The sequence below is a fragment of the Bradyrhizobium sp. ISRA442 genome, from assembly GCF_038085055.1.
In the GTDB taxonomy this organism is placed as follows: domain Bacteria; phylum Pseudomonadota; class Alphaproteobacteria; order Rhizobiales; family Xanthobacteraceae; genus Bradyrhizobium.
Genome location: NZ_JALGCN010000010.1, coordinates 281678 through 303599, shown reverse-complemented (window position 1 = coordinate 303599; position 21922 = coordinate 281678). Strand labels below are relative to the sequence as shown.

15 protein-coding genes and 3 pseudogenes are annotated in these 21922 nt (G+C 58.9%); 3 read left to right on the top strand and 15 right to left on the bottom strand.

Annotated features, from left to right (window positions below; translation table 11 throughout):
- Positions 1-452 precede the first annotated feature (452 nt).
- Together MTR72_RS22550 and MTR72_RS22545 are read left to right on the top strand one after the other, a co-directional pair.
- Positions 453-803, top strand: coding sequence for a recombinase family protein (locus MTR72_RS22550; RefSeq protein WP_341511014.1), 351 nt, complete (start codon positions 453-455; stop codon positions 801-803).
- 685 nt (positions 804-1488) lie between these two features.
- Complete coding sequence (locus MTR72_RS22545) at positions 1489-1830, top strand: hypothetical protein (RefSeq protein ID WP_341511028.1); 342 nt, start codon at positions 1489-1491, stop codon at positions 1828-1830.
- Here MTR72_RS22545 and MTR72_RS22540 read toward each other — a convergent pair.
- The 7 genes and pseudogenes from MTR72_RS22540 to MTR72_RS22510 form a co-directional block, all read right to left on the bottom strand.
- Positions 1759-2022 (bottom strand): annotated as a pseudogene (locus MTR72_RS22540) (MFS transporter); the annotation flags it as partial. The gene MTR72_RS22545 and the pseudogene MTR72_RS22540 sit on opposite strands and share 72 nt — an antisense overlap.
- A gap of 1373 nt (positions 2023-3395) precedes the next feature.
- Positions 3396-4295, bottom strand: a complete 900-nt coding sequence (gene folD, locus MTR72_RS22535; protein ID WP_341511013.1) for a bifunctional methylenetetrahydrofolate dehydrogenase/methenyltetrahydrofolate cyclohydrolase FolD — start codon at positions 4293-4295, stop codon at positions 3396-3398.
- A gap of 3 nt (positions 4296-4298) precedes the next feature.
- A complete protein-coding gene (gene purU / locus MTR72_RS22530; RefSeq protein ID WP_280968831.1) occupies positions 4299-5186 on the bottom strand; it encodes a formyltetrahydrofolate deformylase in 888 nt (295 codons plus the stop codon).
- A gap of 65 nt (positions 5187-5251) precedes the next feature.
- Positions 5252-5785, bottom strand: a complete 534-nt coding sequence (locus MTR72_RS22525) for a sarcosine oxidase subunit gamma family protein (RefSeq protein WP_341511012.1) — start codon at positions 5783-5785, stop codon at positions 5252-5254.
- Between the two features lie 6 nt (positions 5786-5791).
- The gene (locus MTR72_RS22520) at positions 5792-8761 is read right to left on the bottom strand and encodes a sarcosine oxidase subunit alpha family protein (RefSeq protein WP_341511011.1); all 2970 of its coding nucleotides are present in this window, start codon (positions 8759-8761) and stop codon (positions 5792-5794) included.
- The gene (locus tag MTR72_RS22515) at positions 8758-9030 is read right to left on the bottom strand and encodes a sarcosine oxidase subunit delta (protein WP_280968828.1); all 273 of its coding nucleotides are present in this window, start codon (positions 9028-9030) and stop codon (positions 8758-8760) included. The genes MTR72_RS22520 and MTR72_RS22515 overlap by 4 nt, the downstream gene beginning before the upstream one ends.
- 23 nt (positions 9031-9053) lie before the next feature.
- Positions 9054-10304 (bottom strand): sarcosine oxidase subunit beta family protein, encoded by a 1251-nt coding sequence (locus tag MTR72_RS22510; RefSeq protein WP_280968827.1) that lies wholly within the window; start codon positions 10302-10304, stop codon positions 9054-9056.
- A gap of 87 nt (positions 10305-10391) precedes the next feature.
- On the opposite strand from MTR72_RS22510, the gene MTR72_RS22505 reads away from it, so the two are divergent.
- Positions 10392-11354: a GlxA family transcriptional regulator gene (locus MTR72_RS22505; RefSeq protein WP_280968826.1), complete on the top strand. Its 963-nt coding sequence runs from the start codon at positions 10392-10394 to the stop codon at positions 11352-11354.
- 11 nt (positions 11355-11365) lie between these two features.
- Here the strand turns inward: MTR72_RS22505 and MTR72_RS22500 are convergent.
- The 8 genes and pseudogenes from MTR72_RS22500 to MTR72_RS22460 all read right to left on the bottom strand — a co-directional run.
- A pseudogene (locus MTR72_RS22500) lies at positions 11366-11578 on the bottom strand (IS5/IS1182 family transposase); the annotation flags it as partial.
- Between the two features lie 631 nt (positions 11579-12209).
- The gene (locus MTR72_RS22495) at positions 12210-13652 is read right to left on the bottom strand and encodes an amidase (RefSeq protein WP_280968825.1); all 1443 of its coding nucleotides are present in this window, start codon (positions 13650-13652) and stop codon (positions 12210-12212) included.
- 121 nt (positions 13653-13773) lie between these two features.
- Positions 13774-13908, bottom strand: a pseudogene (locus tag MTR72_RS22490) (ATP-binding cassette domain-containing protein); the annotation flags it as partial.
- A 255-nt stretch (positions 13909-14163) separates the two neighbouring features.
- Positions 14164-15402: an MFS transporter gene (locus MTR72_RS22485; protein ID WP_280968824.1), complete on the bottom strand. Its 1239-nt coding sequence runs from the start codon at positions 15400-15402 to the stop codon at positions 14164-14166.
- 719 nt (positions 15403-16121) lie between these two features.
- Positions 16122-17117, bottom strand: a complete 996-nt coding sequence (locus MTR72_RS22480; RefSeq protein ID WP_280968823.1) for a prephenate/arogenate dehydrogenase family protein — start codon at positions 17115-17117, stop codon at positions 16122-16124.
- 249 nt (positions 17118-17366) lie between these two features.
- Positions 17367-18638: an ATP-grasp domain-containing protein gene (locus MTR72_RS22470; RefSeq protein WP_280968822.1), complete on the bottom strand. Its 1272-nt coding sequence runs from the start codon at positions 18636-18638 to the stop codon at positions 17367-17369.
- A gap of 553 nt (positions 18639-19191) precedes the next feature.
- Entirely contained in the window at positions 19192-20217 is a 1026-nt protein-coding gene (locus MTR72_RS22465) for a D-alanine--D-alanine ligase family protein (protein WP_280968821.1), read from the bottom strand.
- A 395-nt stretch (positions 20218-20612) separates the two neighbouring features.
- Entirely contained in the window at positions 20613-21467 is an 855-nt protein-coding gene (locus tag MTR72_RS22460; RefSeq protein ID WP_341511010.1) for a hypothetical protein, read from the bottom strand.
- Positions 21468-21922 lie beyond the last annotated feature (455 nt).

Here is a 21922-nt window from a genome sequence, read left to right as displayed (position 1 = left end):
GCCAGATCCTCCGAGCCGGCGCGGATGTCCGTTGCGGTCTCGAGGACATTTGTTCGAAGGACATCGAACGTGTTTGATGCAATCTTGGCTGAATTGCTTCAATCCTGTCACGGGGCGCTACTCTTGTCGCGGGCTACGCTTACTGAGCATCGATTTCCACCAGAGTGCTTTGGACCGGCCCAGGAACATATCGTCCTGCACTCCGGCGCTGGGCCCCGTCTTTGGAGGCCGTTTCAGGATTCGCCACGTGGCCCTCGCGGCCGCGGGCGCGGGGATGCTGATTCATGGCCGGCCCACATTTCAGTGCCCGTTGGCAAAGCGGGACAAACGCGCTCAGCGAGACAATGCGCAAACTCGTGCGCGCCCTTGCCCGCGCCGCAGCGATAGCCGCCAGAATCAGCAGAACCGTCAAACCAGTGCAGGCGATGATGATGAGAGCGGCGATCTACACAATGTTTAGTGAGAAGGAAAAGCAGAGCGGCAAGTCGATTGAGGATCAGGTCGCGCTGTGCCGCGCATTCTGCAAGCGTGAGGGTCACATCGTCGTTGAGGTCTACTCCGATCACGGCATTTCCGGCCCCTCCACCGTCAACCGCACGGGCTTTCAGCGCCTGATGCCGAATGCCAGGAGCCGGAAGTTCGATGTGATCGAAGTCTCTCGACCCCATCTCACGCGACCTCGAAGGCCTGGGCGGCTTTCACAACGAACCAGGTCTGCCGGCGTCCAGGTGATCGCTGTCCAGGACAACATCGTCGCTGACGATCTCCAGGTCGGCGTCAAAGGTCTGTTTGCCTGTTCTTGAGGGATTTGGCCCACAAAACCCGGCGCGGTCAGGCCGCGTCATTCGCGACGGGCGCCGCCACGGCGGCCGGAGCTACGACCACCACCCGCCCCGCGCAAAGCCGGAGAGGTTGAGATCGACGAAGCGGAAGCTGCGATCGTCCGGCAGATTTCCGCGGACTACCTCGACGCCCGGTCTCCTCGGACATCGCCACTGCCCTGAACAGGAAGGCAGTGCCAGGGTCCCGCGGCGGGGTCTGGAACGCCTCGACGATCGCGGGAAATCGCAAGCGGATGAACGGCATCCAGCACAATGAATTGTATGCGCATCGTCTGGAACCGGCAGACCACCTCGTCAAGGCCCACGAAATCGGCAAGCGCATCAGTCGCGAGAACTCGCGCGATCGTGGATGACTTGCTGGTCGCAACCCTGGGATTTTCGGGCAAGAGTAGAGCGTCCGGTGGGCTATGGGCGAACTGTCGCACTCGGTCCGGAACAGGCGCGATGTTGGGCGTGCACGAGCCCCTCCAGACCAACTGGAAGATATGGGACCTGCAACATGAAAGCGTCGCAGGCGCCGGCCCGGAACCACTCGGTCCCGGGCGTGCCGGCAAACCCGCTGGTGGTTCTTCCCGCGCCGTAACGCTGTCCCAGTTCTGCCTGGCTCAAGCCGGAGCGCCGCGGCAGTTCGGAGACCTCGCGGTAGTTGGAGCGCCTTGGCCTGCTTCTCCGTATCGCCAATCGCGGGGACGATGCCGGGCAGCACCTTGAGCGTATTCGGATCGCGGCCGAACCGCACCGCGCGGGCGCGAAGGTCGTTGCGGAATTCGACCGCGACGTCACGAAAATGATCGCGGCCGATCGTGCCGCGAAATCGCGGCTGCGATCGGAAGCGCCCGCCTGGATGAAGACCGGACGCCATTGCGGCAGCCCGATGCAAGTCAGTAATAACTGCCTCGGCGAGAGCTTTCAGTCCAGCGGTCAGACTTGCAGCGACGCCGAGACCGACCAATGCCCGACCGACAAACAGCACAAGCAAATTGTCTGATGCCGCAAAGAATGCCGCATCCACTGCAGCAACAACCAGCAGAATGCTCTGGATTTGCCACGGACCATAACCGTCCAAAAGGATGCCGATCGCTATTTGCGCAGCCGCGAACGTAAGGAAATCGACTGAGGTGAGCAAGCCGAGATCACCAGCGTCGAGCCCCAACTCCAATGTTAAGGGGGCGGCGATCACATTGTTCTGAAGAGATAGGAGAGGTAATAGCCGACAGCAAAAGGCAGAAACACCCGCACGATAAGTGCGGGCCCTCCTGTCACCTGCAACTGGCGGTCGCACTTGACCCCGGCCATTTCGTCATGGCTCAACCAAGTCGAGCCCTTCTTTGCGCTCCTCACCGATAAGAAGATCAGGCGCGGCGTCTATCCCAGCGTAGCTGCCCTCAGGGCCGACATCGCCTCGTTCATCGAGCGACAAAACACCGATCCCAAACCGTTCCGGGGGACCAAATCGATGACATCCTCGCTTCCATCGAGCGCTTCGTGAGCGGCTATTTCGTTACGACGCATTGCTCTTGAACCATTGCGAACTCAATGCGCGGATCGCACCGATCGATCGCGATAGAAGGGAAATCGGCGGGCACCAAAGATATTGTTGGTGCGCGACCGGGCGACCGGTGGCGCGCTTGCGGCGGCAGGAGATCCCGAAGATGCAAAGCGGTTTCTCGCATCGTGAATCAGTGCATGCCACCCGCCAGCTTCGCCACAACGGCCGCCAGAAAGGGCTCGAAGCCGTAGCGCCAGGTTGTACAACCTGAATCACACATGAGCCATCGGCCCAGACAGTTCATGATCCTGAGAAACGCTTTCGATGTCCCGAGTTTTAAGCTTCGTGAGAGTCTGTCGCCGCGCGTGCCCAAATCGAACTCGGCTCGTACCGGATGCGTGAGTGTCAGATCTAAGACTGAAGCTGAAGCAGGACGCGCGGTTGGCAGACCCAAATCGGCACGCCTTCTCGTTGACCAATGGAAGACAAAGTTCAATCCCCATGTCCACGTGCAAGGTTTTCCGGCAGGAGGGCGCCAACACTGCTGCCTTAGATCGTGCGCCATCTGTCTTTCTTTGTCTTCCCAATCGCTTTGAGTGCAGAACCGCCACATGAATGGCGGCTTGAGCAACGGTATCGTTGCTTGGTTGTTGGCAGTCACGTGCTGCCTAATAGACCGCCGAGTTCATCTGCTACTGGAGGCGGTGTGGAGTAGGTGGCGATGAGCTTGGCAAAGGACGACTGCGGCTCCCGCCCTTCGCGCTTCTCAAAAAATCAAAGCGTCACGGATGAAATAACGCGGTCCCAGAATATTGCAGTTAGCCGAAATCTAACGCGCCACAGGTCGCGCTTCGCGGTCCGCCTCTCATCTGTCTTCGGCAAGTAATCCACGACGACCGGATCGCCGATAGTGCAACGGCCACGTCAGAAAATCGCCCAGCTTGCCCTGCGCGGTCGTCACGAGGTTGAAGTTATCGGGATCATACAGAAAGCGAGGAATTCGATAATTCTGTGCCGCGGTTTACAGGCTTGGCAGTCGTACCGGCGTGATTCGATCATCATGTTTAGAATATCTTCAACGGTCGTCCTACGGTCCTATGCGCCGCGATCACAGTATTTGCCATTAGCATGGCGATCGTCATCGGACCGACACCTCCGGGAACAGGCGTGATATTTTCACAGACCTCGGATACTTCAGCGAAGGCCACATCTCCCACCAGGCGGGTTTTGCCTTTGCCTCGTTCAGGCGTGTCGATCCGATTTATACCGACGTCGATGACGATAGCGCCTCGCTTCACCCAATCGGCTTTGACCATTTCCGGGCGGCCAACGGCGGCGACGAGGATGTCGGCGTCACGGCAGACATCTGGCAGGTTCTTGGTCCGCGAGTGCGCCACGGTCACGGTGGCGTTGGCGTTGAGCAGCAGCTGAGCCATCGGCTTGCCGAAAAGATTTGATCGGCCGATTACCACAGCAGTGAGGCCGGAAAGGTCCCCGCCACGCGTGCGGCGGATCAGAAGCATCGCACCGGCTGGCGTGCAGGACACGAGGCCCGTTTCCAGATCCCCAGTCGCAAGCTTGCCGGCATTAACGACATTCAGCCCGTCGACGTCCTTCTCCGGCAGGATCGACTGGATGATCGCTTCGCTGTTAAGATGCCTCGGCAATGGCAGCTGCACGAGCACGCCGTGAATGGACTCATCGGCGTTCAGCGCCGTCACGAGCGCTGCAAGCTCCTCCTGGCTTGTCTCAGTCGGCAAGGTGTGCTGGACCGAATTGAAGCCGCAATCCTTCGCCATGCGGCTTTTCGCACCGACATATGTACGGCTTGCAGGATCATCGCCAACGATGATCACGGCGAGGCCGGTCCTGACGCCATTCTGCGCCTGAAGCTCCGCGGAGGCCGCCTTCACTTTGTCGATGACGGACGCGGCGATCTGTTTGCCGTCGATTACTTGTACCATCGCTCAACCCATTCTTTCGGATGCATAGCTGCCCGGGCTCGCCGGGAACACGATGGTTCGGTTGCCGTTGATGAAGGTGCGATGGTCAATATGCGCATGGATGGCGCGGGCCAGAACCTGGCTTTCCACGTCGCGGCCGATCGAAACGTAGTCATCAGCCGACTGGGCATGAGTGATACGCGCGGTATCCTGCTCGATGATCGGACCTTCGTCGAGGTCGGCGGTGACGTAATGGGCCGTCGCACCGATCAGCTTCACGCCGCGCTCGTGAGCCTGTTTGTACGGGTTTGCTCCCTTGAAGCTCGGCAGGAAGGAATGGTGGATATTGATGATCTTGCCTGACATCTTTGAACACAATCCGTCGGACAGGACCTGCATGTAACGAGCCAGCACGACAAGATCGGTGCCCGTCAGCTCGATGATTTCAGTCAATTGCGCTTCGGCTTGGGGCTTGTTCTCCTTCGTCACCTTGATGTGGTGGAAGGGGATGTCGTTGTTGACGACGAGCTTCTGATAATCGAAGTGGTTCGACACGACGCCGACGATGTCAATCGGTAATGCGCCGATCTTCCAGCGGTAGAGCAGGTCGTTGAGGCAGTGACCAAAGCGGGAGACCATTAAGAGCACCTTCATGCGCTTCGAGGTATCGAAAATCTCCCAGTCCATACCGAACTTACCGGCAACAGGTTTGAAACCTTCCGTAAGTGCCGCATGCTTAACGCCTTCTTCGGAGACGAAGCTGACCCGCATGAAAAACATATCGGTGTCGCAATCATCGAATTGCGAACTAGCAACAATGTTGCAGCCATTTTCTGCCAAATAAGTCGAGATCGCGGCTACAATGCCCCGTGCCGACTTGCACTTAACAGTCAGAATAAGCTTGGTCGTCATATCTACTCCTGTCGAATCGGCAAGTTGGCGAGAAAGTGGCCAAGCACGCGTCCGTTGATGTGAAGTCAGCGAAATTCTGCGCTCAGCTCGGTGAGTTCGTCCCATAGACTTTCCGCAAAACCTCGCAGCACCATCAGCTCGAATCCATCCTCCGAGACGCGGGTGACGTGCGTTGCGATGTGGCCGATCAGCGTCGTTGTCGCGCGGCCTACCGGGAAGGCGTCTGACTCAAGCTCCACCGCGGTACCCTTGGCCAGCACGGAGGGGGCCTTTGCTCCCGCGATGGCTATGCGGACACGGCCGTGGCTCTGATCAACGACGTCAGCATGCGGCTTCAGCTTTTGTACGATGTCGGCGAGTGCTGCCGTCGACATAGGCTCGTCGCCGACCACGAAGCACTGACCGGGCGACCCGCCACGTACGGCGAACGCCTCGCGTCCGAGCGCGCCGCGGATTGTTTCGGAAAGATCGTCCTCCGCGTTCGCAGAAAGCACGTGCAGCACGAGGCCCTCGGGAAGTGCCCTGAGCGTCACGCTGGTCGAGATCAGCGGGGACTTCTGGCCAAGCGCTATTCCGTGTTCGATCGCGAATCCGGACATCTGACCTCAGACTTTCAGCTTTTCGTTGGCGGGATCGACGAACACGGGGTGACAGAGGCGGCCCGCCGTGTATTCGTTGCGAAGGCCGTTCCACACCTGCACTTCCTCGCCATGACGAGACGAGCCGCGCCTAACGAGTGCTAGGCCGATCGTGGATCCGACATGCGGTGAGTAGCAGCTTGAGCTTACATAGCCTTGATCGTTCTCGAGCGTGGCCGCCGCACCCTTTTCGAGAATGTGTGAACCGCTGCGGAAGGAAGTCTCGAACTCCAGCGGCACGACGCCGACGAGTTGATGCCGGTTCGGGTCCTGGAGACCCTCGCGTTCGAGCATCCGTTTTCCGATGAAGTCCGCCTTCGTGGCTGAGACCATCTTGCCGAAGCCGAGATCGGCCGGCACGACCGTCCCGTTGATCTCATTATGCGTGACATGGCCCTTCTCGATGCGCAACACCGAGAGCGCTTCCACCCCATAGGCGCAGATGCCGCGCTCCTTGCCGGCTTCCATCAGCGCATCGGCCATGGCCTCGCCGTAGCCGGCGGGAACCGCCAGTTCGTAGGCCAGTTCGCCAGAGAAGGAAATGCGGAAGAGTCGGCCCGAAAGCCTGCCACCACACAACGAGACTTCTTTGGCGGCAAGGAAGGTGAACGCTTCATTGGAAATATCCTCGTCGACGATCTTCTGCAGAATAAGGCGCGACTTTGGCCCGGCGATTGCCATCTGGGCCCACTGGTCGGTCACGGAGGCAAGCCGCACGTCGAGCTCCGGCCATAGCGCTTGTGCGCAGAATTCCAAATGATTCATCACGCCCGCCGCAAGGGCGGTCGTGGTCGTCATGAAGAAGCGTTCGTCTTCGAGGCGGCTGGTGGTGCCATCGTCGTAAATGAAGCCATCCTCGCGCAGCATTAGGCCGTAACGCGCCTTGCCGACGGGCAACTTTTTGAAGGGGTTGCAATAAACGCGATCGAGGAATTCCGCGGCATCCTTGCCGGTGATTTCGATCTTGCCCAGCATCGAGACGTCGCAAAGGCCCGCATTGATGCGTACGTTCCTCGCTTCACGGTCGACGCTTTCGCGCCAGGTCTTTTCGCCGGCAAGCGGGAACCAGGCGGAACGATACCAGAGACCCGTCTCGACGAAAGTCGCCCCGTTCTTCGCTGCCCAATTGTGCAACGGGGACTTGCGCACCGGCTGGAAATGCTTGCCGTGCGAGATGCCGGCGAGCGCCCCGAAGGAAACCGGAGTATAGAACGGGCGGAAGGTGGTGGTGCCAACCTCGCCCGGAGATACGCCCCGCGCCTCGGCTAGAAGGCCAATCGCGTTGACGTTGGAAAGCTTGCCCTGGTCCGTCGCCATCCCGTTGGTGGTGTAGCGCTTGGCAAGCTCCACGTGACCATAGCCTTCGCGAACCGCAAGGCCGATATCCTTGTGATGGACGTCGTTCTGGAAATCGATGAAGGCCTTGCCCTTTATGCCGGGAATAATCCAGACCGGCTTTGCAGGTGGCGCGACGATGTCGCCTTCGACCGCGCCGAACGTGGCGGGCTCCGCCTTCATCTCGAGCTTGCCTAGCAGCGCGGCGGCCTTCCCGGCTCCGGCCTCCAGGCAGCCGGCAAGACCGCTTGACTTGGCAGCGGCACCGGCCAACGAAAGCCCCTTGTGATCCTCCCGCGCCACGAAAGCAGCTTCAGCATCCGACCATTCCGGCCTACCACCGCGATGGTAAGCGAGATGGATGACGGGGCTAAAGCCGCCCGACATAGCGAGTGCGTCGACGGCCAGCTTTTCCTTCCGGCCGTCCTGGACGATTGTAATGGAAGAGAGTGCCTGACCACCTTCGGCGTCAGGGACGAAGCCGCCGTTTATGATGCGAGCCGACCCTCCATACACGCCTGCTGTAGCGCCGCCAGGGCGGCTTTCGACGATGGCTGCAAGCCGCACGCCAGTCTTTTCGAGATCCCGGGCCAATGCGTAGCCGCTGTCGTTTGTCGTGACGATTGCGACCGACTTGCCCGGGGCAATGCCATAGCGGTTGAGATAGGCGCGCATAGCGCTTGCCATCATCACGCCGGGAATGTCGTTGCCGCCGAACACCAGCGGGCGTTCCTCGGCGCCCGTGGCGAGAATGGCCTGCTTTGCCACGATGCGCCACAGCCGCTCGACTGGCACCTCGCTGCGCGGCTCGCGAACGTGCTTCTGGACCCGCTCAACGGCCCCGAACACGTTGCCGTCATACCAGCCGAAGGCTGTCGTGCGGGAGAGAAGCCGAACCTTGGGAAGGCGTTCGAGTTCGGCGAACGCTTGGCCGGCGAATTCGACTGCCGACAGGCCGCCAATTGTCGCGGTTTCGGATAGAAGCCCGCCGCCGATCATCGCATTCTCGTCGACGAGGATGACGCGAGCGCCGACACGGCCGGCGGTCAGCGCTGCGGCAAGGCCGGTGGCGCCGCCGCCGACGACCAGCAGGTCGCAGTGGGCCCAGCACTTTTCGTAGCGGTCAGGATCAGCCTCGTAGGTCGCCTTGCCGAGGCCGGCGGCCCGGCGGATGAACGGCTCGTAGAGCTTCTCCCAAAGGCCTGCTGGCCACATGAAAGTCTTGTAGTAGAAGCCGGCGGACAGGAAAGGCGACAGCAGACTATTTAACGAACCGACGTCTACGTTAAGCGAAGGCCAGCGGTTCTGGCTTTGCGCGACAAGGCCCTCGTACAATTCCTGCATAGTGGCGCGGGTATTGGGCTCCGTACGCCCGCCCCGGCCAATGGTCATCAGCGCATTGGGTTCGGATGCGCCAGCCGTAAGCACGCCGCGCGGCCGGTGATACTTGAACGATCGGCCCATCAGCATATGGCCGTTGGCAAGCAGAGCCGAGGCAAGGCTGTCGCCTTCGACTCCGGTCATGCGCTTGCCGTCGAAAGTGAAAGATAACGGCTTCGAGCGATCGATCAGGCCGCCCGTCTTGAGACGATAGGACGTCATTGCCCCGTCTCCTCGCGAGCGGCGGAGTCACACGTGTCTTCAATCTCATGGGTTGCGGTGTTGCGCGTCACGATCAGCCAGCGGCGGCAGCCGGACGTGTGATGCCAATGTTCGTCGTAGCGGCCGCGTGGATTGTCACGCAGATAGACGTAGTCGAACCACACTTCGAGACTGGCATCCGCAGCCGGACGGGCGAGCGCCGCCCCCTTCACAGTGAATTCTTCCTTGGGCCTTTGCCCGCAATGTGGGCAGGGGATGAGGCTTGCCATTTCGGTGTCCTTGTTTTCCCGAATCAGTGTAGATTGGGTTGGGCGCCCTGCCCCTTCTCGTCGATCAGATAACCGCGCTCGAACCGGTCGAGACGCATTTCGCGCGTCACGGCGTGCGGTTCGTTTCTGGCGATGAGATGGGCGAAGCAGAAGCCGGAGGCGGGTGTCGCCTTGAAGCCGCCGTAGCACCAGCCGGCATTGAGGTAGAGATTGTCGATATGGGTGCGGTCGATGATCGGCGTGCCATCCATGCTCATGTCCATGATGCCAGCCCATGAACGCAGCACGCGGACTCGCGACAGAGCCGGGATCATCGCCTTGCCGGCCTCAATGACGTGCTCGACGCTGGCGAGATTGCCGCGTTGGGCATACGAATTGTAACCGTCGATGTCGCCGCCGAAGACAAGACCGCCCTTGTCGGATTGAGAGACATAGAAATGGCCGGCGCCGAAGGTAACGACGCAATCGATGAAGGGCTTCAGACCTTCCGAGACGAAGGCCTGCAGCACGTGGCTTTCGATCGGCAGTTTGATGTCCGCCATCGCAGCCACCTGAGAGGAATTGCCGGCGACCGCAACGGCGAGTTTGCTGCAGCCGATAAGACCCTTGGAGGTTTCGACGCCGGTCACCCTGCCATTTTCGCGGCGGATGGCGATCACTTCGCAGTCCTGGATGATATCGACACCCATCGCGTCAGCGCCGCGGGCATAGCCCCACGCGACGCCATCATGGCGCACCGTGCCGCCACGTCGCTGGATAAGGCCGCCGCGAATCGGAAAGCGCGCATTGTCGAAGCCGAGGAAGGGAAGCATCTGCCTGACCTGCGTCCGGTCCAGCAGGTCGGCATCGACGCCGTGCAGCCGCATAGCATTGCCACGCCGCGTATAGGCGTCGCGCTGGGCATCGGAATGGAAGAGATTCAACACGCCGCGCTGCGAGACCATGGCGTTGAAGTTGAAGTCCTGCTCTAGCCCTTCCCATAATTTCATGGAAAGCTCGTAGAACGGATTGTTGCCGGGCAGCAGGTAGTTCGAGCGAATGATCGTCGTGTTGCGGCCAACATTGCCCGAACCGATATAGCTCTTCTCCAGAACAGCGACGTTGCGGATCCCGAATTCCTTGGCGAGATAGTAGGCGGTGGCGAGACCATGCCCGCCACCGCCTACTATGATCACGTCGTAGTGCGGTTTGGGCGTCGGTTCGCGCCAGGCAGGTTTCCATGTCTTATTGCCGCGAAGGCCGTTCAGGAAGATGGAGAAGGCTGTGTAGCGCATGGGGTGTTCCACGTCATTCGGCCTTGTATAGCGACCATTTTGTCGTCAAAATTTCACAGAAGAGCCACAAAAAGACACGCAGCAGCCATGGTCGAGCAAAGCAGCAGGTTGACGCAAACCATAGGTTTTCTGTTGCTGCCCGGCTTCGCGCTGATGTCCTATGCCTCCGCGACCGAGCCCCTGCGCGCCGCCAACCTGCTTGCGGGCCAGTCTCTCTATGATGTCAGGCCGCTTTCCCTCGATGGAGCAGCCGTTGCGAGTTCATCGGGCGCCATTGTCCCTTGCCAGCGTCTCGATCGATCGCCGCTGCACACGATTTTCGTCTGCGCGGGCGGAAATCCTTCGGCCTTGGGATCACCCGCGCTTTATGCGGCTCTTCGTCAGTTGGCCCGACGCGGGGTGCGCTTGGGAGGAATTTCAGGCGGACCTTACATCCTGGCCGCAGCGGGACTGCTCGATGGACGGGATTTTACTATTCATTGGGAGCACGCGGCGGCTCTCATCGAGGCCTTCCCTCGTCTAGCTCCGAGACAGGCTCGCTTCGTGCTCGACGGAAACCGCATCACGTGTGGTGGCGGCGTGGCGCCCCTCGACATGATGCATGCGCTGATCGCCGACCGAATGGGCGCCGATTTTGCCCGGCGGGTCAGCGACTGGTATCTTCACACGCAGGTGGCCGAGCCGGCCGCGCCCCAACGCGCTTCGGCGGCGGAGCGTTTCCACGTCAATCATCCCGTCCTGCTGAACGTTCTGGAGAAGATGGAGGCCGCGATCGAGCAGCCGCTCGATCGTGCGCAGATGGCCATCTATGCGGGTGTCAGCCAGCGCCACCTCGACCGCCTTTTCTCCGAACATATGAATGCGGGATACTCGGAGGTCTATCGAAATCTGCGGCTGGCTCACGCCCGGCGATTGCTGCAACAGAGCCCGCTTTCCGTTTCAGAGATCGCATTTGCCACAGGTTTTTCCAGCGCATCACATTTTTCACGCGCCTATGTAACCTTATTCGGTAAGACCCCAAAAAGAGAGCGCCGACTGCGTACTCCTTAACTAGTCGTCCGTTAAGAAGCGCATTTGAGTGCGGCCTGGGCGGCAAGCAGCCGCATCAAAGCGTTCAGGATTAGGCTCAGCAGAAGCCTCAGCCAGGCGAGGACGAGGCGGAGATTGTGGCCAACGGCGGTTAGGACGACGTTGGCGGTATCGCCTTTGCGGCCCTTGAGGTAGCAGCGGCCGAGATGTCCGTCGCTCTTCAGGTGACCGATCACGGGCTCGACGACTAACTATCGCGCGACCCACCCCAGAGTCCGGTCATTTGAAAACACAACTCACGCAAAGGCCCGCCTGTCGCACCGTCATGGGCCATGACGCGGTAGACCGTCAAACTAGGAGACATCGCACCGACATTGCATTGAATCGGAATCTAGTGCGCGCACGCGAACTTAGAAAGGTGATGGCTAGCGTCGTTTCAACAACTTCTAGAGATCGACCAGTGCTGGACTTTGTTGTTCTTCGAGAGTCCGCTCGCTAACCGCAATGAGCAGGCCGAGCCGAGACCGAGACCGAGACCGAAAAAGGTTCAAGAAGCTGATGCCCAGTCTCCCTTATAGGTTATTGCGGGTCAGTTTGTTTTGTTTCTTGGGCCAAGGCTCCATACTATGCTGGGGGCGCATAATTGTTGATCCGACTAGCGCTGAGCAGCAGCAATCGCCGAGGGCAATCATCGGCATCTCAGCACCGGGTCGCCGTGACTCGGAACGCTACAGCGTGATAAGGACCAAAAGCCAGCTCCTGTCAGATAGAGGAAATTCGCTGGTTGGGCGGCAGTATGCTTGGCCGTCTTTTCCCGAGTGCGCTGCAACCGTAGCAGTCATGCGTTGTCCCGAGCGAAAACCACCGCGACAGTTGTTAGCTGCGCCCCGCTCGCACGCTTGGTGTTCGGTGGCGCCATGGGCATGCCTGTTCCAGGTCGCGCGAGATGCGCACCAAGGTTGCCTCGTCACCGAAACGGCCGACGATTTGAAGGCCGATTGGCAAACCGTTAGTGCTATGGGCCAACGGCAGCGACACCGATGGATGCCCAGTGATATTGAACACACCCATGTACCCATAGATCGCGGTCGCAGCATCCGCGTCCATGAATTCCATCGCGGAAACCGTTGGATTTGTGGTACAATAAATGCCTCCGTGAGACGGGGCAACGACGGGCATCGTAGGCGTCAGCAGAATATCGAAAGCATCAATCGCCTCGCCGAGGCGGAACCGGAATCTTCGGATATCCTCAAGTAGGTCTCCCATGGAAGCAGGTGGAGAGTTACGGCTATATTCATAAAGCTTGAGATTGACCGGTTCCAGGCTGTCCGCGTCGATTGTTCGGCCCATGGCCCGCGCCGCATCTTCAAGTGATTTGGCATTAAGAGCGTAGCTGCCCAGCGATATCCTCGTCCTCTCGTCGGGATCATATGGAGGATCGATCTCCATAATCAGATGGCCCATTTCCTCCAGAAGCGCGGCGATTTTATCGACTGCTTGAAGGACCTCCAGTTCGACATCAATCCCTCCCCATTTGGTTCGCGCGACTCCGATCCGGAGAGTGCGGCTAGGTCGAAATAGCTCGTCCACATAGGGGCGGCTCGGCTGGACAATGATAAATGGATCGCCGGGATAAGGACCGGAAAAAACGTCCAATGCGGCGGCCATATCGCGCACCGTCCGACAGAGAATAAACATTCGGCTAAGGCCAAGCAGCGCGTCTTGGTCGTTCGGCCCACCAGACACACGCCCGCGGGATGGGTTCAGACCGACAAGGCCGCACCAAGAGGCGGGAATGCGAATCGACCCGCCGCTGTCGCTGGCATGTGCAATAGGAGTGATGCCGGCCGCAACAGCCGCGGCGGCTCCAGAGGACGAGCCCCCTGCCGATCGTTCCAAATTCCATGGATTACCGGTAATGCCATTCAGAACGGATTGGCTCATTCCTGAGGTACCAAGCTCCGGGCATGTTGTTCTGCCGATTGTACGGAGCCCTGCATTTCGGGCGCGACGAAAAAAATGGCTGTCGGTCTGAGGGCGATAGCCTTTGAACAGACGACTCCCTTGTTCCTGAAGGCGGCCAGCTTCGGTGGCGCCGATATCCTTGCGGAGGAAAGGTACACCATGAAAGAGGCCGCCGTCCGCGCCGGCAACAGCGTCGGCATCTTCATAGAATTCGATGATGGCATTGATGCGAGGATTGACCTCATCATGCGCTTCCCGAGCCAGCCGCATCAACTCCAAAGGCGTAAGTTCGCCACCGGTTACAAGAGACGCCAGAGCGGTGGCATCATGATCGACATACTCGCTCAATCTCATCTGAAGAATACCTCACTCACGAACCCGACTGGTGTTCTCAACGCGGCCCTGTGAAATTCCAGGGGGCGTCACGGCGATCCGCAGCTGGTGGTAGCGCCAACCCCGGCTCCGTGATTTTCAACTAAATCTTGGTTTGAGCGTTTCGCCTCAGCCCAGTTGCCAGTCGAGTTCCGATGAAGATCTGGCCTGTGCTCGGTGTTTCGAATCCTGCAATCATCATGAACGTCGTCGTTTTGCCGGATCCGCCTAGTCCGAAAAACGAGACAAAACCGCTTGCATGCCGTCTTACTGTTTACAAAGTCGCTCTAAGCGCATCGCTTTATCGTCAACACTCCTATGAATTGCAAATAATGCAACGATATTGCATAACGTGGCAGGTACATGATGACCTGTCAAGGGAGGACGTCTCCCCAAGCGACCGCAAGAGCTGGCGGGGAGGTTACGACCGTGCAACGCGCATTAAATCTGCTGAGAGTTCTCGGTGCGAATGAGTCCGACTCCTCTTTCCATGCTATTCGCAGGCCCGATGGCGTCTTTGCACATCTGTTTTCAGTGCAGCCGCGACTGCTAAACGTTGACGCTGACCGCGCAGCAACGCCAGACTCACGAGCACGCCGCACGAGAACAGCAAGGTAACTTCCAGCACCGCGCCGCTACCGAACCGAACCAGCAACTCGGCGAGAATGGGAGGCGAGGCTGCTGAAATCAGATCGTGTGGCAACGCGATTTGCGAGGACGCCTTAGTGAAATCGGCCCTCTCGTAGAAGACGAGCGGCATCGTTGCGCGCACGACCGTGAGCGCCCCGCTCCCCATGCCATAGAGCAGCATGAACGCGGCGCTGCCGAGAAACTGTCCGCCACTGATCATCAACAGCACTATTGCCAAAGCCAGGACTGTGCCGGCAACCAAGCCAGTTGTGATGGCATCCCAGCGTGCGCCGCTCATCAAATCAATCGCACGAGCGCTCACTTGAACCATCCCAAGCGCGGAGGCTAACGCGACAGCCTGTGACGGCGGAAGCCCTTGAGCTTTCAACACTTCGATCAGCACAGTGCTTAAGCCAAACGTCACGACAACGGTCAAGCCGCTGGCCGCCATAATTAAGCAGAGTGTGCCTCTTGGTTGGATCGGATCAGGAATTGGCGCCACTTCTTGGGACGCCGGCCGGGGTGCCTGCGAACGGCGGCCGGGCAGACCGAACGCGTACAATGGGGTAGAAACCAGGAGCAGCAAACCCGCATAGACTAGGCACGTTGTGCGCCAGTCCGCCGCACTGGTGATCAGCGACGTAATGGGCCAAAATGCGCTGCTGGACAAACCGGTCGCCAGCATCAGCGTACTGATGGCGCGCCTGGCGTCCCGTCCAACGATCTCATGCACGGCGATGTAAGCTGCTGTCGAAAGCGATGCGCTGCAGGCAATACCGAGCACCGTCCAGGCCGAAAAATAGAGCTTTAGCCCTTGCGCCATCGACAATAGAAGAAAGCCGGAAGCTGCAACAACTGTCCCGGCGATCATCACAGGCCGGGCGCCAAACCGAATCAACGGCTTAGCGAGGCACGGCGAGCACAATCCCATCGCAGCATAGAGCGTCGACGTGCCAGCAAACACTGACGGGAGCGTCATGTGCAGATCGGCAGCAATTTGCGTGCCGATGATAGGCGGCAGGCTGATCGTGCCCCAACCAATGACCTGCGCCAAGGACAACGTGATCAGAGCGCCGATGCTCTTTTCAGGAAAGGAGAGCATTCCGATTCATGCCCGCATCGACGCCGCGCCAATCGATCGATAGATCAATAATCGCGCCATCATCTTGTCGCCGTTGTCCTACACGCACACTGTTTTCCTCAATGTTTAAACATCGCGTCTCCGCGAGGCAGTAAAATATCGAACTGGACGCAATCGAAATGATAGGAATCCCAAATCCAATATCAGACGTCAGGAGCGCGTCGGTTGACTCGAGGCTCCAGCTGACCGAACGGCCAAAGGTCCGCGCGTGACTGAATATTCGGCGCTATCGTTTCGGACAGAAGTATCGCTCCAATCCGCTATCATATTGGGAACGAGAGCCATGCCATGAGGATACATTCCAACCCTAAGTCCAAAGCAGAAACCGATCGAGCGTTCAGATCTTGCCGCCTCCAGCGGCGCTGATGTCCAGAGGAACGACGCTCGTCACTTTCGGCAAGCACATCGCCGTCGGCCCATCAATTGGAGGCAGATCTGCTTGCGCAAGCGGACGATGCCCGTGTGGGCAAACCGGATCTCGTTCCTCAATTTCCCAACGATGAACTCTGCTCTCTTGTTGAAGCGTTTGCCCCGAGAGATCGCGTGCGAATCTTTGTCCATCCAAGCCCGTGTGCATCCTTTTCGCATCTTCGAACAGCGTTATGTACCAATAGGCCGCTCAAGCCGTTGCGGCAAACACGCGGCGCGTCCTGCGGCCTACTCGCCCTGCATCAAGAACATTATGGCCCCGCTGCGGGGCTGGGTATGAGGCAGACGCCCGGAGCCCTATACTGCTGCTGTTGCGCGATCTGCGGACGCCCGATTGCCTGACGGCCGAAATCGGGCATGTCGATATCCTGCCCCGCCTCGATGATCGAACTGCGGATGGCGCGCGTGCGGGTAAAGAGGCCGAACAGCTTGTCAGCTTCGCTCCAGCGAATCGCCCTCTGCAGGGATGCGAGATCCTCCGAAAAGCGCCCCAGCATTTCGAGGATCGCGTCGCGGTTGTGCAGGCATACGTCGCGCCACATTGTGGGGTCGGAAGCGGCGAGGCGAGTGAAATCGCGGAAACCCGAGGCCGAATATTTGATGACCTTGCTTTGTGCGACCGTCTCCACGTCATTTGCCGTGCCGACGATGCTGTAGGCGATGATGTGGGGCAGGTGCGAGACGATCGCCAGTGTCATGTCGTGGTGCTGCGGGTCCATCGTGTCGATGTTGGAGCCGCAGCGGCGCCAGAATTCGGAGAGCTTCTCCAGCGCGGCGGGGTCGGTGTCTTCCAGCGGCGTGAAGATGCACCAGCGGTTCTCGAACAGTTCGGCAAAACCCGCATCAGGGCCTGACTTCTCCGTGCCGGCCAGCGGATGGCCGGGAATGAAATGTACGCCCTCCGGCACGAAGGGCTGCATCTGAGCGATCACGGAGGTTTTAGTGGATCCGACATCGGTGAGGATAGCGCCCTTCTTAAGCGCTGGTGCGATCTCCTCAGCCACGGCGCCGGAAGCACCGACGGGCACTGAGACGATGACGAAGTCGGCCCCGCGCACCGCTCCCTTCGCGTCGGTCGTGTAGCCATCGCCGAGTTTCAACTCCTCGGCGCGCTTTAGGGTCTCGGCGCTACGAGTTGCAATGGCTATATGGCCGGCTAGCCCCTCGCGGCGTATGACGCGCGCCAGCGAAGAGCCGATCAAGCCGATGCCGACCAAGGCGATCTTTTCAAACAAGGGTTTCGACATGAGTAGCTCTTCAGGAAACTCGCTGAGTACGGCGATTAGCCGCGATTGGCTTCTTCGGCTTCGACCATCATCCGCAGCGCATTAGGACAATCGCAGCCTGCAACGCGCCAGAGAATATAGCCGCGCACCGGAGGATAATCGTCTACGGCCTGCGTGCCTGCGGCTTGGATCTTGCCCGAGCTGACGATCCCGTCAAAACACCCGCCCTTTACTGCTCTCGGTTGAACCGTTATTCGGCGATGTCATCCCCTACCAGGCGCCGCGTGCACTTGGTAAGGGCTCGTGGACCGGAGATTGTTCCTGTTCGCCTGGAGTCGGAAATGGCGTGATTGACCAATTGATCAAGTCGACGGCACGCTGAAGTATCGCCGCGGTCCGGGCACGGCTAGGTGAAGCGGCCATGACGTGTCCTATAGAGTCTCGGTAATCTCCTTTCCTGACGATCGGCATCTTGGGTTTAACAAACAGTTTGACCTCGGTGACACCTGGCACAGCAGCGGCCCGACCGTCGCCATCAATCCAATCGAGGACGCCATCGCGATCAGGGATTAGGGAGCGCCAAGCCGCAGTGTGCGAATGCTTTCGGCGCAAATCCGTTTCGTCGCCGATGACAAGCTTGATGTGCTCGGTGACGAGATCAATACCGTAAGCCGCCTGAATCGAGTGAGGACCTCCAGAAATACGCGGATTGACTTCAATGACGACTGGGCCACGCTTCGTCCACCGGAGTTCAATGTTCGTTGGCCCCCAACCAAGATCGAGAGCTCGCAAACAGTTCAGCGAAACATCGGCGATGCGCGCATGCTCGTCATCAGTCAGCGGGGCTGGGAAGATGCCCTCACGGAACACGAAATGCGGCGGGGGGCCGAAGCTGGCGGCGGCAATCGCAATTAACTCATCTCCCATTATATGGGCGCAATAATAGCGGCCTTGTGCGAATTCTTCGACCAGTATCCTTGGCGAGGACCGCCATGTATGCTTCCCGCCCAGCAGATAGGCCGTGTGTTGGGCTAACTCATCGATGTTGCGGCACAATCGGACACCGCTGCTGCCGCGGCCTACGGCTGGCTTAAGAATTACCGGTAGGCCGATATCTGCGGCAGCGCTTTCTACGTCCGTAGCATTCGCCGCCAAGTGATAAGCAGGTATTGGAACGCCTACCTCCGCGAGGATCTGACGTTGAGCGAATTTGTCGCAGCATCGCTCAATCGACGCGGGATTTGGTCCCGGTAGATCGAAATGCCGACAGAGCGCGCCAACTGTCGCATAGACTGTTTCCTCGGCGCTCGTAATACCGGCAACGTCACGGGTCGCACGTAGCCGGGCGCATTCGCGGATCAGCGCATCTTGATTGTCTGTATCGACATGGATTGCCTCGTTGCATTCTGCCGCAAGATAGTCGTACTGAGCTGGATCCGCAGACAGGGTAATTGGATGAAGACCAAGACGCTGGGCCGCTTGGACGTATCGGAGACCGTTGCTCCTTGTGCCTTCAAGCAGGATGAGCGTTCTTCTTGCCATTGGCTGTTAACTCCGATCTTGCATGGTTTACTGAGCCCGAGCGCACATCAGCATCAACTTTTCAGCCGTGCCTGACCTCAGACTCTGCGATTAGGTTGCCATCAAATTTTCCGGGGAGCGTACCAATATCAGCGACTCACTCGGGTTAGTAGTGGTTCTGTAGCTACGCTGAGAAAGTGCTGGTCGCCCGCTCTCGACTGGCGGCAGGACCACGCTTTTCGGCTATCGAATCGTATTCTACGAATTTGAACAGTCCGAACGCCAGTTGTGGGGTGGTGCCGTGAGTTAAGAAAATCTGCTGGCACTTCCGTGATACTCCTCAAAGGTGTTGCTGGAGACCGCACTTGCGTCCAATTTCATCTGCCGCCCGAAAGTAATTCGAGACCGTCAGCGTCGTTACGTTGCTCTGCATGCCGTTCGCTGAAAAAGACTTCTACAGCTCACGGGCAAGCAGCAATACTGCGGCATCTGGTAGGTGACGCATCCGCACATGGCCAAGGAAGCGCCCTGCATCGAATCCATGCGAGCGGCAGAACGAGAGCCTAACATGCTGCTAATTCGGAGCACTTGCGTCGCGAGTCGACGCGCGTTCCGACTGGGGGGCGCCGACCCCGAAATATCGCGTATGGGCCACATCGAGGATGCGATTGATCAAGCTCGAGAAGCTATATCCGGCGGCGCTCGCGGCCTGAACATAAATGCCGCGCAGCGCCGGTATCGAGTTGATCTCCAGTACAAATGGTTGGCCAGAGCGGTCGATCCGAATGTCGACGCGGGCATAGTCGCGACACTGGCACGCACGGAACGTCGCGACCGACATATCCCGCAGCATTGTCGCAAGCCTGCTATCGACTTGTGCCGGGCAAATAGGCGCGAGCGCCATGCGCTCTTTGTCGTCGTTAGTAAAGATGCGCATTTCGCGGTCGCCGAAATCCTGCTCTACCAGCGGCAGGGTTTCGGGCTCCCCGTTTCCCAACAGGCCAACATAAATTTCCCGCCCCTCGATGTATTCTTCGACAAGCGCATCCTGCGCATACTGCGTCACGATCGCTTCTACTGCCTGCCTCAGCTGAGCGGGCTCATGTGCGATCTGCAATCCGAAGCTGGTGGACTCGGAACGGGGCTTTACCACCACGGGGAATCGCAAATCGCAGGTTGTTTCGGTGCTGCGGCGCATGACACGAAAGTTCGGTGTCGGCACGCCGCGATCGCGCATCAGCGTCTTGGTGATCACCTTGTCGAGCGCCAGCGCGTTCCCAAGCGGTCCCGCACCAGTGTAGGGCACTCCCGCCAACTCGAGCATGGCCGGAACGTGGGACAACCGGCACTCCCCCTGAATTCCGTTCGCCAAATTGAAGACGATGCCGGCGGGCGGAGCTTGCGGATCAGGTGGCATAAACCGTTCGAGCGTGGCGAGTAGTCCCTTGTCGGCTTCACAGAGCAATGTTTCGTGGCCGCCTTCCTGCAGGGCCGCTACTATTCGGTCGACCGCGTTGCGATCGTACTCCTCACGACAAGATTGACCGAATCGGTTGATCACACCCATGTGATCATTATTCCGCGCGATGGCTACTCGCATGAGCGACTCCCTGGATGATTGCCCGCTATCACGTTCATGCGCTCGGATTTCGCCAATCAAGAGCAATAGCGTATCTAGACCCGAAGCGCTTCCATTCCCTGCAATCGGCGCGCCACCAAAGCGGTCGCGACGAGCAAAGACGGAAAGGATGTGGTTTGGGCCGCGCCGATGAAGTGCGTAGATCCAATTATGTCGGCTTGCGAACATAGGGGTCTTCAATCGGACACCGCGAGAACATGGAAGGTTGGATGCCGACGATCCCCGCTTATCCGACTTCGCCAATCTGCCGCGGGATATCCGTGCGTAGCGTGACGGCTTTAAGCTCCTCCCGAGTGCTGCCATCAGCCTTGTACCATTCGGAACTCCATCTTCGAATCGACTAAACCGCACTGCGGTCACGACCCCCTAAGATGCGCCTGGCCATGAGAGCAGCAGAGCGCTTCGCCTGGCGGTGCAGAGATGTAGCAGGATGCGTAGACATAGCCGGTCGTGCGCTCTAAGCGATCCTCTATGCCGCGTTTGGCCATGGCGTTCAGGATTGTCTCACGTTCCGCTGGCGTGGAGAAGCGTCGCTGGCGTTGTCTAAACCGGTCGATGAGGTTGGTTTCCAACCCGAAATCCCGAAGGACTGCGGCTATGCCGTCATAACTGAAGGGATGCATTGCAAAGGTGATGACCCAGGGGCGTGAAATCGCCGAAGCATGATACACACGTGCAAAGGTTAGCTCGGTGGCGTAGCCCACACAGCCTGTGCTGATGAGAATGTCCGCATCCGCGAGAGCGCCATATTCCTCGACGGTCAAGTCACGGGTTTCCAGATCAGCCGTGATGCCAGCTTCCAAAAGGCCCAGGTTCTGCGCATAACGAACAGCCCGGAACGATGGATCTACGCCGACGAACCGGATGTCGTTGCGGAGACCACGATTGCGAAAGAAATTGGCATGCTCGATCTCCTGTCGGCCAGAGAGAGAGCCGCTGGGTTCCAGATAGGCGGCATAAAGTTCATCGAGATCGAGATCGGTGCGCAGTAGAGCAGCGTTCACGCCATAGGAGCAACCGACATCGATAATCTTCAGCCTGGTTTTGCGTCGAACACGTCGATAATCGGCGAAGATCCTTTCGAAGATGGGCTTGGCCCGATCTGGAATCACATAGTCCAGGGCTAGATGGGCGCGAAAATAGGAGTGGGGCCAGCGACAATTATAGACAGATGTGAAATCGTGCTTCGTTCCTTGAAGGCTGCTGCGCACCGCACTTGCTCCTCACTGCCGCTTGGCCTTGAGTTCGGAGCCGTCGATCAGAATGGTTCTGGCTGAATTCGACAGGAGCGGCGAGGATGCCGTGGGAGTTTCGGAGTTGCCAAGATGTCCCTTTCCACGGAATGCGATCTGACACGGATCTGACATGCTCTTTTCTCTCCTTCGTTTTCTAGGTCGCGACGCGAACCACAACATGAATATCGGTCGAACTCATGCCACCTCGCAACGAGGGACTCTCAAAATGCGTGCCAACTACGCAGGAACAGCCAGATGTTAATACATCTGCGAGGTGCCCTCGGATTCGAGCGCCGACCTCAGATGCCCTTGACAAGGAGACATTCAACGCAAAAATCTGAGGTCGAGGTCAGACACGGCCGAAAATGGCGTATTAGCGATTTGGGCCTCGGACCAACGAAGCGCGCCTACAGTTGGGGGTTAATTGCGAA